General features: G+C 65.6%; 13 protein-coding genes. 5 read left to right on the top strand and 8 right to left on the bottom strand.

Features of this window, described 5'->3' with window-relative positions; translation table 11 throughout:
• Window positions 1-92: 92 nt before the first annotated feature.
• The 5 genes from FFS68_RS17100 to FFS68_RS17080 all read right to left on the bottom strand — a co-directional run bounded on the left by FFS68_RS17100 (window position 93) and on the right by FFS68_RS17080 (window position 6,526).
• A complete protein-coding gene (locus tag FFS68_RS17100) occupies window positions 93-1,682 on the bottom strand; it encodes an ATP-binding protein (RefSeq protein WP_249340220.1) in 1,590 nt (529 codons plus the stop codon).
• Window positions 1,683-1,876: 194 nt separating this feature from the next.
• Complete coding sequence (locus tag FFS68_RS17095) at window positions 1,877-2,650, bottom strand: TIGR02186 family protein (RefSeq protein ID WP_137754405.1); 774 nt, start codon at window positions 2,648-2,650, stop codon at window positions 1,877-1,879.
• Window positions 2,647-3,555, bottom strand: a complete 909-nt coding sequence (locus tag FFS68_RS17090) for a sulfite exporter TauE/SafE family protein (protein ID WP_137754404.1) — start codon at window positions 3,553-3,555, stop codon at window positions 2,647-2,649. The genes FFS68_RS17095 and FFS68_RS17090 overlap by 4 nt, the downstream gene beginning before the upstream one ends.
• Window positions 3,556-3,941: 386 nt before the next feature.
• Window positions 3,942-5,126 carry a hypothetical protein gene (locus FFS68_RS17085; RefSeq protein WP_137754403.1) on the bottom strand — a complete coding sequence of 395 codons (1,185 nt, stop codon included), beginning with the start codon at window positions 5,124-5,126 and terminating at the stop codon, window positions 3,942-3,944.
• On the bottom strand, window positions 5,090-6,526 hold the full coding sequence (locus FFS68_RS17080) for a glycosyl transferase family protein (RefSeq protein WP_137754402.1): 1,437 nt from the start codon (window positions 6,524-6,526) through the stop codon (window positions 5,090-5,092). The genes FFS68_RS17085 and FFS68_RS17080 overlap by 37 nt, the downstream gene beginning before the upstream one ends.
• Window positions 6,527-6,660: 134 nt before the next feature.
• On the opposite strand from FFS68_RS17080, the gene nhaA reads away from it, so the two are divergent.
• The 3 genes from nhaA (at window position 6,661) to FFS68_RS17065 (ending at window position 10,271) form a co-directional block, all read left to right on the top strand.
• Window positions 6,661-7,947: a Na+/H+ antiporter NhaA gene (gene nhaA, locus FFS68_RS17075; protein WP_137754401.1), complete on the top strand. Its 1,287-nt coding sequence runs from the start codon at window positions 6,661-6,663 to the stop codon at window positions 7,945-7,947.
• Window positions 7,947-9,299 (top strand): hypothetical protein, encoded by a 1,353-nt coding sequence (locus tag FFS68_RS17070; RefSeq protein WP_137754400.1) that lies wholly within the window; start codon window positions 7,947-7,949, stop codon window positions 9,297-9,299. Before nhaA ends, FFS68_RS17070 begins: the two co-directional genes overlap by 1 nt.
• 207 nt (window positions 9,300-9,506) lie before the next feature.
• Window positions 9,507-10,271, top strand: a complete 765-nt coding sequence (locus FFS68_RS17065; RefSeq protein WP_137754399.1) for a tryptophan 2,3-dioxygenase family protein — start codon at window positions 9,507-9,509, stop codon at window positions 10,269-10,271.
• Window positions 10,272-10,368: 97 nt separating this feature from the next.
• On the opposite strand, the gene FFS68_RS17060 is transcribed toward FFS68_RS17065, so the two are convergent.
• Window positions 10,369-11,376 (bottom strand): NAD(P)-dependent alcohol dehydrogenase, encoded by a 1,008-nt coding sequence (locus tag FFS68_RS17060; protein WP_137754398.1) that lies wholly within the window; start codon window positions 11,374-11,376, stop codon window positions 10,369-10,371.
• Window positions 11,377-11,580: 204 nt separating this feature from the next.
• On the bottom strand, window positions 11,581-13,320 hold the full coding sequence (locus FFS68_RS17055) for a D-aminoacylase (RefSeq protein ID WP_137754397.1): 1,740 nt from the start codon (window positions 13,318-13,320) through the stop codon (window positions 11,581-11,583).
• A gap of 139 nt (window positions 13,321-13,459) precedes the next feature.
• Here FFS68_RS17055 and FFS68_RS17050 point away from each other — a divergent pair, with 139 nt between their 5' ends.
• Window positions 13,460-14,209, top strand: a complete 750-nt coding sequence (locus FFS68_RS17050) for a class I SAM-dependent methyltransferase (protein ID WP_137754396.1) — start codon at window positions 13,460-13,462, stop codon at window positions 14,207-14,209.
• Window positions 14,210-14,216: 7 nt separating this feature from the next.
• Window positions 14,217-14,522, top strand: a complete 306-nt coding sequence (locus FFS68_RS17045; RefSeq protein WP_137754395.1) for an alkylphosphonate utilization protein — start codon at window positions 14,217-14,219, stop codon at window positions 14,520-14,522.
• A gap of 163 nt (window positions 14,523-14,685) precedes the next feature.
• On the opposite strand, the gene FFS68_RS17040 is transcribed toward FFS68_RS17045, so the two are convergent.
• Window positions 14,686-15,933: acyl-CoA dehydrogenase (locus tag FFS68_RS17040; RefSeq protein ID WP_137754394.1), on the bottom strand; the 1,248-nt coding region annotated here is incomplete at its 5' end.

The raw sequence follows: 15,933 nt of genomic DNA, 5'->3' as shown, positions 1-15,933 counted from the left end.
AAGCGAGCCTCTCATAGAAAAGGCGAGGCATCGAGCCTCGCCTTTTCTATACCCACCCCTTGATCCCCTCCCTTGCAGAGAGGGGAGAAATCTTACCGCCCCTGGCTGCGCCAGCGTTTGACCACGCGTTCGAGGATTTCGGCCTCGCCGCCGGTTTCGCGCCACAGCTTCGAGAACAAGGGGTCGCTCGACGCGGGCCGCTTTTCCTCCTCCAGCGTGTCGAGATAGACGCGGATCGGGATCGACACGCCTTCGCCGCAGACGATGCATTCGCGGTTGCGCAGCGCCGGGATCGAATCGATGAAACCGCGCGCGCCTTCGGGCATCGCCGCCTTGACGAAATGCTGATCGCGTTCGTTGTTGAGGCGCATCGAGATGATCGTGCCGCACTGCGACAGCACGCCTTCGGCCAGATCGGACGGACGCTGGGTGATGAGGCCCAGCGACACGCCATATTTGCGGCCTTCCTTGGCGATCCGCTCGAGGATCTTGCGCACCGCCTGCCCGCTGCCGACGTCCTTTGACGGGATGTAACGGTGGGCCTCTTCGCAGACGAGCAGGATCGGGCGCTGCGGTTCGCCGCGCGACCAGATCGCATAGTCAAAGGTCAGGCGCGACAGCACCGCGACGACGACCCCGGTGATGTCCGACGGCACCCCCGACACGTCGATGATCGAGATCGGCCGACCATCGGACGGCAGGCGGAAAATCTTGCCGAGGAACCCCGCCATCGTGTCGGCGACCAGCATGCCCGAGAACATGAAATTATAGCGCGGGTCGGCGCGCATTTCCTCGATCTTGCCCTTGATGCGCATGAACGGCGCCGACGAGGTTGCCTTGTCGAGCTTGCCCATTTCATTGGTCAGGATGCTGAGCAGGTCGGACAGCAGATAGGGGATCGGCGAATCGACCGTGATCTTGGTCATGCCCTCGGCCAGCCGGTTCTTGGTCCGCGCCTGCAACAGGCAGCGCGACAACACGTCGCAATCGGCCTGGCGGTCGCGGCCTTCAGCGGTGACGAACACTTCGCAATGTTCTTCGAAATTCATCAGCCAATAGGGCATGGCGAGGTTATCGACGTCGAACAGCGCCCCGATACCCTTGAACGCCGCCGAATATTCGCCATGCGGATCGATCATCACGATATGGCCCTGCGGCGCCAGTTCGCAGATTTTGTGCAGGATCAGCGCGGCGCTGGTCGATTTGCCGGTGCCGGTCGACCCGAGCAGCGCGAAATGCTTGCCGAGCATCGCATCGACATAGAGCGAGCCGCGAATATCCTTGGTCGGATAGACGGTGCCGATTTCGACATGCGCGCGTTCATCGGCGGCATAAATCTGTTTGAGGTCGGCGCTGGTCGCGGCAAACACCTGGCTGCCCGGGATCGGATAGCGGGTGACGCCGCGGCGGAAATTGGAAATGCGGCCGGTGATCTTTTCCTCTTCGCCTTCGCCCAGAAAGTCGATGGTCGCGACGATCAGCCCTTCGCCGCGTTCGTGCAATTGCTGGTCACGGATGCTGGCGATCAGCCAGATATTGCCGACCCGCACCTTGACCTGGGCGCCGACCTGACCCGCCATCGATACCGCGGCGTCGCTCGACGTCGACAATTTGCCGAGCGTTGCAGCGTCGAGCAGGATCCGCGAGGCCGAACCCGAAATATCGATCACTTCGCCGATCATCAGATCGTCGCGGTGATGGTTGATCACGGGTGCCACCGAAGCCGCTGCGCCGCCACCGGCAAGCCGGACATGCTGCGCCGCAGTCGAATCTCCGGCGGGAAATCCGCCCCCTTGCATATCCATGTACTCGCCCCGCCTATTGTGGTCCCGGACACCGGTATCGCAGGCGAGAGTAAATATAGGTTAAAGGCGTTTTACCGACGGCGGAATATCGCCGATGCGGCATAGCCGAGCAGCAGCGACAGCAGCACCGCGGTCAGGCCATAGAGAAAGCCGTGGCGCTGCGCCGCGAGCGCGACGAACCGTTCAAACCCGGCCTTGCGGATCTGGACATCGCGTGAGGCGACCGCGAGCACGCGGCCGCGGCTGATCAGATAGGTTTCGGCGCGGTAGGTGCCGACCGGGACGCGCGCCGGCACCGGGATGCGGGCGCGATAGAGCACGCCCTCGGTAATCTCGACCGCCGCCGGATTTTCATAGAACAGCCCGATCCGGCGATAGAGGTCGGTCAGCCCCGCTTCAAAGCGTTCGAGCTTGGTCGCTTCGGAAAATCCCGTCGGCGACATCGACAGATTGGCGAGCCCAAGTTCAAAGATCGCCGCGGTGCGTTCGTCGACCAGCTTGTCGATCGGGCGCGACGATCCGATCGCATAAAATCCCGGCGAGGTGCGCAACCTCAAGCTGTTGGCGTTGACCCAGATCCCGGCGACGCGGCGTTTTTCGCGCAGGACGATCGGCCGCACCGGCCCCTTCAGCACGACGACGATGTCGGCGCGGTCGTCGGGCAGCCGCTGACCGGGATACAGGATCGCGCCGAACAACAGCAATTCCTCACCGGTAAAGCTGTACTGGATGTCGATCGCCCGGCTCGACACATCGGGGACCAGCCGCGGATCGGCGGCCTGCGCCGCCCCGACCGGCAGCAGCAGCGCCGCAAGCCACAGGGTCAAGGCGCGTAGGCCGGTCATTGCACCGAATAGATTTCGTCGGGACGGATAAACAGGCCGACCGCCATCTGCAACGCCACCAGCAGCACGATCACCGCCAGCGCCAGCCGCAGATATTCAGGCCGCGCCTTTTGCGCGAAGCGTGCGCCGAACTGCGCCCCGACCACGCTGCCGAGCAACAGCAATCCGGCAAGGACAATGTCGACCGCGCCGGTGGTCAGCGCGTGGACCATCGTCGTCGCGATCGTCACGAACAGGATCTGAAACAGCGAGGTGCCGACGACGACCTGCGTTCCCATGCCGAGCAGATAGAGCATCGCGGGGACCATGATGAAGCCGCCGCCGACCCCGAGCAGCATCGTCAGCACCCCGCCGACCATACCGAGCAGCAGCGGCGCGAGCGGCGAAATATACAGACCCGAGCGATAGAAGCGCCAGCGCAGCGGCAAATTGGCGACCATCGGATGGTGGCGCCGCTTGCGCGCCGGGGCGGGCAATCCCGCCTGCGCGGCGCGAAAACTGCCCCACGCCTCGCGTCCCATGAACGTCCCGACGGTGCCCAGCAACGCCACATACAGGATCGAAATCACCGTATCGATCTGCCCCCAAGCGGTGAGCAGCTCGAACAGTCCGGCGCCGATCAGCGAGCCGATCAGGCCGCCCGCCACCAGCACCGCGCCCATCCGCAGGTCGACCCCGTCGCGTTCGAGATGCGCCATCACCCCCGACACGCTTGCCCCGGTGACCTGCGTCGCCGCCGACGCCGCCGCGACGGTCGGCGGGATGCCGTAAAAGATCAGCAAGGGCGTGGTCAGAAACCCGCCGCCGACCCCGAACATGCCCGACAGAAAGCCCACCCCGCCGCCGAGCAAGACGATAACCAGCGCATTGACCGACAGATTCGCAACGGGAAGATAAAGATCCAAGGGTCAGAACCTGTGAATTGCGGGTTCGAGGCGTCGAAATGGCGAAGATATCGGGCTCGCGTGGCCGACGCTCATGGTGGTTCCATCTGCGAGGCCACGCGGGGCCGAGATCGAAGCCATTTCGGCGTCCCCCCCGTAAAGCAAGAGGGGGGATTTGACCGATTTTGTCCATGGCCGCGTCAACGAGCCTTGGAATATATTCATATGCCTGCGCCTCGCTTCCTCGCCCTGAACAAAATCGCCTCAAACCTCGAACCCGCAATTCACAGGTCCTGACCCTTGAGCCCCAAACGCGTCTGCGGCGCACGAAAAGTCGCCGAGTCCCGTGACCCTAGAGCATTTTTTCAGTGCGGGGAATCGGCTGCGGCCCTTAATTTCGCCGCGGGTCAGAAGTCGGTCGCCAGGGTCAGCGCGACGCCGCTTTCGGGGCGCGCGTCGCCGGCGACGCGCTGGCGCCAGTCGAGCGCGATCCGGCTGCCTTCGCCGACGTCGGGCAGGCGCAGGGTCAGCCGCGGGCCGACGTCGACCCGCGCCGCGCCGGGCTGCACCGCCCCCGCCGCCAGCGCGCCGAGCCGCAAGGGCGATGCCGCATCGGGTCCAATCCGGCGGTCGATCACGATCGCGCCATCGGCAAAGCCGTCGCGCCGCCGCGCCCCGACAACGCCCGCCTGACCATAGGCTTCGAGCCGGAAACCATGCGCGAGGCCGATGTCCGACACGCCGCCGCTGACCGTCATGGCGAGCGCGGTGCGCCCTTCCCGGCCCGCCGCGACGCGCTGCTCGATCGCGACGTCGATCGGCCAGTGCGCCAGCGGCGCAAAGGCCAGGCCGAACGCAAGCTCGCGCTGCTCGGGCCGCCGCACCGCCATCGTCGCCCGGCCATAGGCGCGCGCGCGGCCGGTGCCGCCAAACCCGTGGCTGAGCCGCAGCCCCGCCTGACTGCCGCCCAGTTGGCTCGCCGCCGCGATGCCTTCGGGCGCGCCCAGCGCGCCATCGCGCAGGTAAAGCCAGCCGGCGAGCGACCAGCCCGCCAGTTGCCGCCGCATCCAGAACGGCCGGCCCTGCCCCGGGTCGGACCGGGCCGCGACCGGCAGCGGGAACCATGAAGGCCCACCCGGCGCCATCGCCGATCGCGCCACCCCGCCCGGAGCTGGCGGCAACAGCCGTGCCATCAGCGCCAGGCGCAGGTTGTGGCGGTCGCCGCCCGCGCCCGGAATTGGCGATTGGACAATATCGCGCGCCACCGGCACGGCATCGCTCGCGATCGACGCCGCGGCAAAGACGGCGCGCGGCATCGGCATCGGCGGCGGCGATGCGGTGTCCCGGCGCGCCGCTATCGGATCGTTACGATCGGCCATGGCATTGGTCGCGGCAAAGGGTGACGGCGCCGACCAGGGCGTTCGGTCGGCGTCCGGCGGCGACGGCAGCGCCGGGCTCCAATTTGCCATCACCCGCAGCAGGATCCAGCCGCCAACACACAGCAGCAGGAAACGCAGCGCCGGCGCATCGCGGCGCGCGTTTAATCGCCGCGCCATCACCGCCGCACCGCCGCAATCATCGCCGTATCGCACGCCATATCGCTCGCCAGATGCTCGGTCTTGTCCCACACCACCTGCCCCGAACGCAGCATCCGCCAATAGAGCAGGATGGCCCGCCGCGCGGCGAGCATCGCGATGATGTTCGCCACAAACGCACGCGGCACGGCGCGCGCGCCCTCGCGCCAGCCGTACCAGCAGGTGGTGAAATGGGCGCGCATCGCCAGCCGCCACAGCAGCAGCACGGCGTTGAGCGCGAGCAACAGGCGCATGCCATCGCCAAGGGCGAACTGATGCCATCCCAGCAGCGCCTGTCCGGCCCAGCCGATCGCCGTCACGAGCAGCCCGGCGTAAGCGGCGAGCAGGATGATGGCCGCCAGCGGGGCACGGCGATCGCGCCACAACATCCACCGCGCCAGCCAGCCCTGACCGGCCGGAACTCTCGCCATAGCGCGCCGCGACCCGGGCCAGCCGAGGTGGTCCCAGCCGGCCAGCGCAATCCCGGCGATCCACCGCGCCTTTTGTTTCACCGCGGCATCGACCGCGCCCGGAAAGACGCCGCGCGATACGATAGCATCGCCGCCCAGCGGCGCGGTCTCGACAAAGCGGGCGCCAAGGCCATAGGCGCCAATCACCATGCCGATTTCATAATCTTCGGTCAGGCTGTCGCAGCGAAAGGGATCGCCGCCGCGCTCGATCGCGAGCAACGCCAGCGCGCTGCGCGTCAACGCGCAGCCGACCCCCGCCGACGGCAAGGGCAGGCCAAGGCGCGAACGCACGACCAGTTCCTTGCCATGCGCCTCGGCAAATTCGTCGCCATAATGACCGCCGATCCAGCGCGACCCGTTCCGGACCACCGGCGCGACCGGAATCTGCACCATCGCATGATCGCCCAGATAGAGGCGATAGAGGGCAAGTTCGCCGGGATGCACATGGTCCTCGGCATCGTGCAGAACGACCGCGGCAAAGCGCATGCCCTCCGCCCGCTCATCCTCGCCCAGCGCCGCCCACAGCCGGTTGAGATTGTCGCCCTTGGTCGTCGGTCCGGCGGCGGCGTTGATCACCAGCCGCAGCCGCTCGTCGCGCACGATCAGCGGCGATATCGCAAACAGCGTCGCAGCATCGTTCGGATAACAGCCGACATACAGCCGGAAATCCTCGCCATCCCAGGCCGCGAGGGTCCGTTTGATCATCGCGGGCAGCACCCGCGCCTCGTCCCACGCCGGCACAAAGATCGCCAGCGTCCCGGCCAGCGGCGGCGTATCGCCGGGGTCGGACCGGGGTTCTGGCCGGGGCTCGGGACGGGTGCCCAGCCACAGCGCATCGAAAAACAGATCGTCGAGCCCGATCAGCAGGATGCCCACCGATGCAAACAGCATCAGTTCGTGGCCGGTCCCAAGCACCAGCCATTCCAGCCATGCGGTCGATAGCTCCACCCACCAGCCTTGTGCCACCGTGGCAGCGCGCCACCCACGCCGCCATTGCTATCGCGCGGCATGAATTTGTAAAGCCGCGCCCATGCGGTTAGGGAGGCCCCGACGCCCCGCCAGACCATGGAGACAATCAGCGTATGCACAGCGGTTATCCGCCTCGTTCGGTTTTGCGGGATTTTCTCGCGAGCGAGAGCGCCGGCGGCATGCTGCTCATTTTCGCCGCCATTTTGGCGATGATTGTCGCCAACTCGTCGCTCGGCACCGTCTATCATGATGCGATCCACGCGGTGACCGGCCCGGTGCTGACCGACAAGCTGGGGCCGATGACCGTCCATCTGTGGATCAACGACGGGTTGATGGCGGTGTTTTTCCTGCTCGTCGGGCTCGAGATCAAGCGCGAGTTCGTCGACGGACGGCTGGCGAGCTGGGACCGGCGGCGGTTGCCGTTCATCGCCGCCGCGGCGGGGATGGCGGTCCCCGCGGCGCTCTATTTGCTGTTTGCCGGTTCAACCCCGGGGCTGGCGCAAGGCTGGGCGATTCCGGCCGCCACCGACATCGCCTTTGCGATGGGGGTGCTGGCGTTGCTGGGCAAGCGCGCGCCGATCTCGCTCAAACTGTTTCTCGTCACCGTGGCGATCGTCGACGATATGGGCGCGGTGGCGATCATCGCGCTTTTCTACACCGCCAAGATCAACCTGCTCGCGCTCGCCGCCGCGGCGGCGATTCTGGGCGCCATGTTCGCCCTGGGCCGGCTCGGGGTCAAAAGCCTGCCGCTCTACCTGCTCGCCTTTGCCTTTCTTTGGTATGCGATGCTGCTTTCGGGGGTTCACGCCACGATCGCCGGGGTGCTGGCGGCGATGGCGATCCCGTTCGAGCACACGCCGGGGGCGCCCGACTGCCAGACCTCGCCGCTCCACCGGCTCGAACATGGTCTGCATCCATGGGTCGCCTTTGCGATCGTGCCGCTGTTCGGCTTTGCCAACGCCGGGGTCGATATCAGCGGGCTGACCGCCGAACAGCTGTTCGCGCCGCTGCCGCTCGGCATCGCGGCGGGGCTGTTCCTGGGCAAACAGATCGGCATTTTCGGCAGCGTCTGGCTGGCGGTCAAATTGGGCATTGCGGGCAGGCTGCGCGGCGCGACTTGGCTGCAAATCTATGGCGTCGCGATGCTGTGCGGGATCGGATTCACGATGAGCCTGTTCATCGGCGGCCTTGCCTTCCCCGGCGACCCGCTGCTGATCGAGGAGGCCAAGATCGGTATCCTGATGGGATCGCTCGCTGCGGCGCTGGTCGGCTTTGCCGTCCTCCGCTTCGCGCCGCTCCATCCCGAACATGACGAAGTCGCGCGCGAAACCGACGCCGAGATTGCCGCCGATGGCGATGTCGAAGATACGTCCGAAGATCAGGAGCCGGTAACCGCGTGATGCCCAAGTCGATCCTTCTGGCGCTGGCCGCCACCGCCATCGTGTCCGGCTGCGCGACGAGTCAAATCGCGCGCGCGCCTGGCCCGTCCGACGTCGCCGCGATCGACGTGCGCCGCACCCCAGCCTCGGCGCAGGCGCTGAACGATATTGCCGCGGCCTATTTGCGGCTGACGCTGGAAATCGGCACCCATGAGGATGGCTATATCGATGCCTATTACGGCCCGCCCGAGCTGAAAACGGCGGCCGAGGCCGCGCCGCGCGACAAGTCGGCGTTGCTCGCCGCGACCCGCGAGCTGACCGCCCGGCTCAACGCCGCCGCGCGCCGCCTGTCCGACCCGCTCGACCGCCGCCGCGCCGCCTTTCTGCGCGCCCAGCTGCGCGCCGCCGAAACGCGGCTGATGTTGATGCAGGGCACCCGCTTCGCCTTTGCCGACGAGGCCGAGCGGCTGTTCGGGGTCCGCCCGCAATTGAAGCCCCTCGCCAGCTATGACCGGCATCTCGCCGCGGTCGAGGCGCTGGTCCCCGGCGACGGCCCGCTCGCGGCGCGGGTCGAGGCCTATCTCGACCGCTTCACCATTCCCAAGGACCGGCTGCAAAAGGTTTTCGACGTCGCCATCGCGCGCTGCCGCGGCCGCAGCCTCGCGCATATTCCGATGCCCGAGAGTGAGAGCTTCCGGCTGGAATTCGTTACCGGCAAAAGCTGGAGCGGGTATAATTATTATCAGGGCGCCTACCACAGCCTGATCCAGGTCAACACCGACCTGCCGATCCGGCTGTCGCGCGCGCTTGATCTGGGGTGCCACGAAGGCTATCCGGGGCACCATCTGCTCAACATGAAACTCGAGGAAAAGCTGGTCAAAGAGCGCGGCTGGGCCGAATTCAGCGTCTATCCGCTCTACAGCCCGCAAAGCCTGATCGCCGAGGGGACCGCCAATTACGGCATCGACCTGGCGTTTCCCGAAGCCAGCAAGGCCGAGACCGAACGCGATGTGTTGATGCCGCTCGCCGAAATCGCGATGCCGTCGGATGATCGCTATTGGCAGCTGCTGAAGGCGATCAATATGCTGTCGGGGGCGCGGCTGACGATCGCGCAGCAATATCTCGACGGCGCCATCGACCGGCCGACCGCCGTCCAGCTGACCCAGAAATATCTGCTGGTGTCGCACAAGCGTGCCGAACAATCGGTCAGCTTCACCGATCAATATCGCAGCTATGTCATCAACTACGGCCTCGGCGAAGCGATGGTCCGCGCCCATGTCGAGCGCGGCCGCCCCAGCCGTGACGAGATGTGGCGCCGGATGGCCAGGCTGATCAGCGAGCCGACGCTGCCCGCGGACCTGCTCGCTAAATGACCAACGCTGCGCGCCTACTATGGCTCGGCCAGTCGGGATCGCCGCGACGACCGCCGGCGGGGGTGTATCCGCGGGGTTGATATCATCCGTTACGGAACAGACCGTAGCCCTGAGCTTGTCGAAGGGCGCTCCTCAGTGAAGCGCCCTTCGACAAGCTCAGGGCTACGGTTAGCAACGATGAAAATACCTTGAATGAGGGATACCCCCATGCTCGACAAAACCGACATCCACGCCCGCCTCGAAGCCCCGGTCCTCAAGGACTATGGCGTTTACCTCGCGGTCGACCGCCTGCTCGCCTGCCAGAAGCCGCTCGCCGACCTCGTCACCCCCGACGAACTGCAATTCCAGATCGTCCATCAGGTCGAGGAATTGTGGATGAAGCTCGCCGCCTTCACCCTCGCCGAAATCGACCAACATCTGCGCGATGGCCAGATCATGCGCGCCATCACCCTGTTCGGGCGCGTCCATATGTTGCTGCGGATGATGACCGACCAGCTGGCGCTGATCGAAACGATGAGCCCCTATGATTATCAGGCGATCCGGCTCCAGCTCGGCAACGGATCGGGACAGGAAAGCCCGGGGTTCCAGATGCTGCTGACGCTGCCCGCCGGATTATGGGACAGCTATCGCGCGAAATATCTGGATCCGCAGGGTCGCACGCTCACCGACATCTACGACACCGGCTATGCCCATGACGAAGCCTATATAGTCGCCGAGGCGCTGATCGAATTCGACGAGCTGTTCCAGAAATTCCGCGCCCACCACATCTACCTCGTCCACCGCTCGATCGGCATGGGATCGAAAGCGATCAGCGGCCGCGCCGTCGACCTGCTCGACGCTGGAGCGCGGCACCGCTTCTTCCCCGAACTCTGGGCGATCCGCGCCCAGATGACCGACCGCTGGGGCGCCGAATATGGCGTCAAGCGCGACAGCATCCGCCACGGCGACGCCGGGCATGGCAGCGGGGTTTAGAGGCTCTCCCAGCAGTCGTCATTGCGAGCGCAGCAAAGCAATCTCGGGCGGTTTACGCAGACTCTGGATTGCTTCGCTGCGCTCGCAATGACGAAGTCTAGATGTCGATGACAATCTTCCCGAAATGGGCGTTCGCGGCCTGATGCCGGAAGGCATCGGCCAGGCGGTCAAGCGGGAAGTGGTCGCTGATGATCGGGCGGATGCCGTTTGCTTCGATCCCGGCGATCATGTCCAGCTGCTGCTGGCGGCTGCCCACGGTCAGCCCTTGCACGCGCAAATTCTTGGCCATCAGCAGGCCGGTCTGCACGGGTCCGGCGAAGCCTGCGAGGACGCCGATCAGCGCGACATGCCCGCCGACGCGCGTTGCCATCATCGACTGGTCGAGCGTTCCGGCGCCGCCGATTTCGACGACGCAATCGACCCCGACCCCGCCGGTCAGTTCGAGCGCCTTCGCGCCCCATGCGGGAACCTCTTTGTAGTTGATCAGCTCGTCGGCGCCGAGTGCCTTCAGCCGCTCCAGCTTGGCGTCGGACGAGCTGGTCGCGATCACCCGCGCGCCCGCGGCCTTGGCGAATTGCAGCGCGAACACCGACACCCCGCCGCTGCCCTGCACCAGCACCGTTGATCCCGGCTGCACGGTGCCGTCGACGAACAGCGCGCGCCATGCGGTCAGCCCGGCGCAGGTCAGCGTCGCGGCCTCGGCGGCCGAATACCCCTGCGGCACCCGCGTGAACCAGTGCTGCGGGGTCACCACCACTTCGCGAGCATAGCCGTCGATGCCGTCGCCGGGAACGCCGCGAAACGCGGTCGCGGGCGGGGCGCCGTCGATCCAGTCGGGGAAAAAGATCGACACGACGGTATCGCCGGGTTTGAACTGCGTGACCCCCTCGCCCACCGCCTCGACCGTCCCGGCGCCATCGGACATCGTGATGCGTCCGTCGGCGGCGGGGATCATTCCGACGACAACAGCATAGTCGTGAAAATTGAGCGACGAAGCGGTCAGTCGCACCCGGATTTCGCCCGGCCCCGGATCGCCGGGGTCGGCCAGATCGACCAGCGTCAGATTGTCGAGCGAGGCGGGGGCGCGAAGCTGGATGGCTTTCATGGCATTTTCCTTTAGTCGATTGGCGCGGGGCGGATTCTCCGCCAAAATCTCATCACACTGAGCGTGTTTCAGGGTCCATTGCAGTCGTGGATTCCTCCGTCATTGCGAGCGAAGCGAAGCAATCTCCTGCTATCGTTACCGAAGGCCGATAGCAGGAGATTGCTTCGTCGCTTCGCTCCTCGCAATGACGATGTGAAGCGATGTTTATTCCGCCGCCATCGCCATTTCGACGCGCTGCGGGCCGCGGATCACGCCGCCGGGGGTTGGCCCCTGCATCGCGCCGTCGCGGAACGTCACTTCGCCCGATTTCACCGTCGCGACATAGCCGTCGGCCTTTTGCAACAGGCGCTTGCCGCCCGCGGGCAGATCAAACGCCAGCCACGGCTTGCCGAGCTTGATCGCGTCCATATCGATGACATTGAGGTCGGCGAGATAGCCCGGCGCGAGCACGCCGCGATCCTCGAGCCCATAGAGCAGCGCGGTATCACGGCACTGCCGCTTGACCGCATGTTCGAGCGCGATGCGCTTGCCCGCCCGGTCGCGCACCCAATGCTGGAGCATGAAGGTCGGCGACGCGGCGTCGCAGATCGTCCCGCAATGCGCGCCGCCGTCGGACAGGCTGTTCACCGTGTCGTCGGCGTGCTGCAGATCCTCGAGAAAATTGAGGTTGCCGTCACGGTAGTTGAGGATCGGGAAATAGATGAAGCCCTTGCCATCGTCCTTCATCAGCAGGTCGTAAGCATATTCGGCGGGCGACACTCCTGCCGCCGCGGCGCGCCCGGCGATGCTTTCGTCCATCTTCGGCTCATAGTTGAAATCGGGGTCCATTTCGAAATGGACCGGCCAGCCCTCGGCAACGATTTTCAGGAAATCGATGATATCGCTTTCGGGCCAGACATTGGCCTCGCCGATCATCCGCGCCTTGAACGCCGGGTCTTTGAGCTTCGCCAGCTGCTGATACCACGGCAGGTCGATGATCTCGTTCCACGCCGGCTTGAACCGGAACGGATGCACCGTCCCCTGCCACGCCATGATGATGCCGTTGCCGCGCAGCGCGATCTGCGCGACGATGTTGGCGCCGGTCGCATTCTGGCGGCGCATTTCCTCGATCTGCTCCTCGAGCGGCAATTCCTTGGCGATCGACTGGAGCGCGGCAAAGGTCACCGGCAGCCCGGTTTCGCGGCTGAGATCGCCCATCCACTGAAACTCGTTCCACTCGCGCTTCAGATCGCTCGCCATCTCGAACACGCCATAACCGACGCGGCCCATTGCGCGGCCGATCGCGATCAGCTCTTCAGCGGTCGCGGTGGTGCCGGGGACAAGCTCGCCGTCGATCGATTTGTGGAGCACCGTGCGGCTGGTCGAGAAACCGAGCGCGCCGGCGCGGATGCCTTCCTCGACGATGCGCGACATTTCGGCGATGTCGGCGTCGGTGGGGATCGCGCCGGGTTTTTCGCGGTCGCCCAGCACATAAGCGCGCACCGCGCCGTGCGGGACGTGGCACGCGACATCGACGGTGCGCGGCAGTTTTTCGAGCGCATCCATATATTCGGGGAAGGTTTCCCAGTCCCACGACATGCCCTCGGCAAGCGCGGTGCCGGGAATGTCCTCGACCCCCTCCATCAGCGAAATCAGCCATTCGTGGCGGTCGGGTTTCGCAGGGGCAAAACCGACGCCGCAATTGCCCATCACGACGGTGGTGACGCCGTGCCAGCTCGACGGCGCCATTTCGGCGTCCCAAGTTGCCTGGCCGTCATAATGGGTGTGGACGTCGACGAAGCCGGGGGTGACGATCTTGCCGCTGGCGTCGATTTCGTCGCGCCCCGCACCCAGATTTTCGCCGACCGCGACGATGCGGTCGCCATCGACCGCGACATCCGCGACAAAGGGCGCGCCGCCCATACCATCGACGACAGTGCCGCCGCGTATCACCAGATCAAACATCCCGACTCTCCCGAATCTCTTGGCCCGATTTTTAGTTTCACGAAGAAACCTATCATCAAAATCGCGAGATGCAAATAAACGGGCGGCGCTGGCAACAAGCCGCTATGGTGGCCGGGCAAAATCGCTGGGAGTCGATGCCATGATCCGTCCGCTTACCCTCGCCCTGCTGCTCGCCGTGTCGGCGCCCCCGCTCGCCGCCAAGGAAGCGGCGGCCCCCAACTATCAGGCCGCGCTCGCCGATCCGGCGCGCCCCGCCGCCGACCGCGACCGCGACGCGGCGCGCAAGCCCGCCGAGCTGCTGGCGTTCGCGCAGATCGCGCCGGGCGAAAAGGTCGGCGATTTTGTCATGGGCGGCGGCTATGTCACCCGCCTGCTTGCCGCCACGGTCGGCCCGGCGGGCAAGGTCCACGCCTTCCAGCCCGCCGAATTCATTGCGTTCAAGAAACAATATGGCGACGATCAGGCCGCGGTCGATGCCGCCTATGCCAATGTCGATGCGGTCGCCGGTCCGTTCGCCGCGCCCGGCTTTGCCCAGCCGCTCGACACCATCATCACGGTGCAGAATTTCCACGACCTCTATCTCAAGCCCTTCCCCGCGGGGACCGGCGAGAAAGCGAGCGCGGCGCTGTTCGCGGCGCTCAAACCCGGCGGGACGCTGGTGATCGTCGACCACAGCGCCGCCGACGGAACGGGGACGACGCTGGCCGACAGCCTGCACCGGATCGACAAGGCGGCGGTGGTCGCGGCGCTGACCAAGGCCGGATTCAAACTCGAAGCGGAGAGCGATCTCTACCAGCGTGCCGACGACCCGCGCACGACGAACGTGTTCGACCCCGCGATCCGCGGCAAGACCGACCAGTTCGCGCTGCGCTTTCGCAAGCCCGGATAGGACCAGCATGGCCGACGATGATTATGTTTACGACGAAGCCAGCGGCGAATGGCTGTCGGCGGGAGACATCGCGGCGCGCGATGCCGCCGACGCCGCCGGACCCGCGGTGCGCGACGCGGTCGGCAATCTGCTGAGCGATGGCGATTCGGTGGTGCTGGTCAAGGACCTGACCGTCAAAGGCGCGGGGCAGACGTTGAAGGTCGGCACGGTGATCAAATCGATCCGCCTGACCGGCGACGCACAGGAAATCGATTGCCGCCATGAGGGGATCAAGGGGCTGGTGCTCAGGGCGGAGTTTGTAAGGAAACGGTAGCCCTCCCCTCCCTGCAAGGGAGGGGCCGGGGGTGGGTCAAGCGCGAGCGGGCTCGATGCCCGATCGTGCTTCTTTCCACCTCGCGTCAAAAGCCCCGGTCCGGCATCGAGCCGGACCGCGCCTCACCCACCCCTAACCCCTCCCTTGCAGGGAAGGGGAAGAATTATCCCAACGTCCCCCGCCTTGGCCCCAAATAACCAAACAGATACGCCCCGACCTTGCGCATCTGGATCTCTTCCGCGCCCTCGGTGATCCGGTACCGGCGGTGGTGCCGATAGATATGCTCGAACGGCTTATGCCGCGAATAGCCGATGCCGCCATGGACCTGCATCGCGCGGTCGGCGGCTTCGCAGCACAGCCGGTTCGCCCAGTAATTGCACATGCTGACCTTGTCGGAGAGCGTGTGTTCGATCTGTTTGTGCAGGGTGTTGTCCATATCCCATGCGGTTTTGCGGATCAGCAGGCGCAGCATTTCGGCCTGCGTCGCCAGTTCGACAAGCGGGAACTGGATCGCCTGATTGCGCGCCAGCGCTTCGCCGAACGGCTTGCGCTGGCGCGCATATTTGACGCTTTCCTCGATACAGAACACCGCGGCGCCCAGCGATGACGCCGCCTGCCGGATGCGGTTCTGGTGGACAAAGCTCTGCGCGATCGACAGCCCGCCGCCGACCGGGCCGAGCCTTGCACTATCCGGCACCCACACATTGTCGAACGTCATCCGCGGATGATCGGTCGGCATGTTGAACGTCCACATATATTCGTCGACGCTCATCCCCGGCGTGCCGGTGGGCACGAGCAGGCAGGTGATCCCCTTGGCATCGCCGTCCTGACCATCGGTGCGGCAGAAGGTCGCGCAGTGGGTCGCGACGTGCATGCCGGTGATCCACATCTTGCGCCCGTCGATCCGCCAGCCGTCGACGCCATCGCGCGTCTCGCGCACCCCGCGCGTTTCCATATGCGTCGCGTCCGACCCATGATCGGGCTCGGTGAGGCCGAACGCGGTGCGGCGCTTGCCCTCGAACCCGCCGAGGATGAACTCCTGCTTCTGCTCTTCGCTCGTCGCAAACTGCTCGAACATCTCCACAAACGGGAAATTGCCGACGATGCTATGCTCGTTCTGAAGGTCGTTGTGGAGACCCAGCCCCTTGGCGGCGAAATGCTCGCGGATCACCGCCATCCACAGGTTCGAGCCGTCCTTCCCGCCATATTTCTTCGGCGCCGAGAACCGCCAATGCCCCGCGGCGTCGGCTTTCCGCGTGGCTTCGCGCAGCAATTGTTCCCACTCGTGACGCGGCAGCCCCTGATTGTCCCAATCGGTGCGCGCATGTTCGCGGCGATGGTCAAAGAAACGGATATTGTCGTCGGCGTCCTCGAGCGGCTTGATCTCGGCGTCGATGAAGGCATCGAGTTC

Origin of the sequence: Sphingopyxis sp. L1A2A, assembly GCF_005502465.1 — a bacterium.
GTDB lineage: Bacteria > Pseudomonadota > Alphaproteobacteria > Sphingomonadales > Sphingomonadaceae > Sphingopyxis.
Note: the sequence above shows the minus strand (reverse complement) of the source record. Positions and strands in the feature narration are given on the sequence as shown.

Bases quoted from the DNA above. Each gene is read 5' to 3' on its own strand.
- FFS68_RS17100 (WP_249340220.1), bottom strand. From the start codon at position 1,682: ATGATCGGCGAAGTGATCGATATTTCGGGTTCGGCCTCGCGGATCCTG.
- FFS68_RS17095 (WP_137754405.1), bottom strand. From the start codon at position 2,650: ATGACCGGCCTACGCGCCTTGACCCTGTGGCTTGCGGCGCTGCTGCTG.
- nhaA (WP_137754401.1), top strand. From the start codon at position 6,661: ATGCACAGCGGTTATCCGCCTCGTTCGGTTTTGCGGGATTTTCTCGCG.
- FFS68_RS17070 (WP_137754400.1), top strand. From the start codon at position 7,947: ATGCCCAAGTCGATCCTTCTGGCGCTGGCCGCCACCGCCATCGTGTCC.
- FFS68_RS17065 (WP_137754399.1), top strand. From the start codon at position 9,507: ATGCTCGACAAAACCGACATCCACGCCCGCCTCGAAGCCCCGGTCCTC.
- FFS68_RS17060 (WP_137754398.1), bottom strand. From the start codon at position 11,376: ATGAAAGCCATCCAGCTTCGCGCCCCCGCCTCGCTCGACAATCTGACG.
- FFS68_RS17055 (WP_137754397.1), bottom strand. From the start codon at position 13,320: ATGTTTGATCTGGTGATACGCGGCGGCACTGTCGTCGATGGTATGGGC.
- FFS68_RS17050 (WP_137754396.1), top strand. From the start codon at position 13,460: ATGATCCGTCCGCTTACCCTCGCCCTGCTGCTCGCCGTGTCGGCGCCC.
- FFS68_RS17045 (WP_137754395.1), top strand. From the start codon at position 14,217: ATGGCCGACGATGATTATGTTTACGACGAAGCCAGCGGCGAATGGCTG.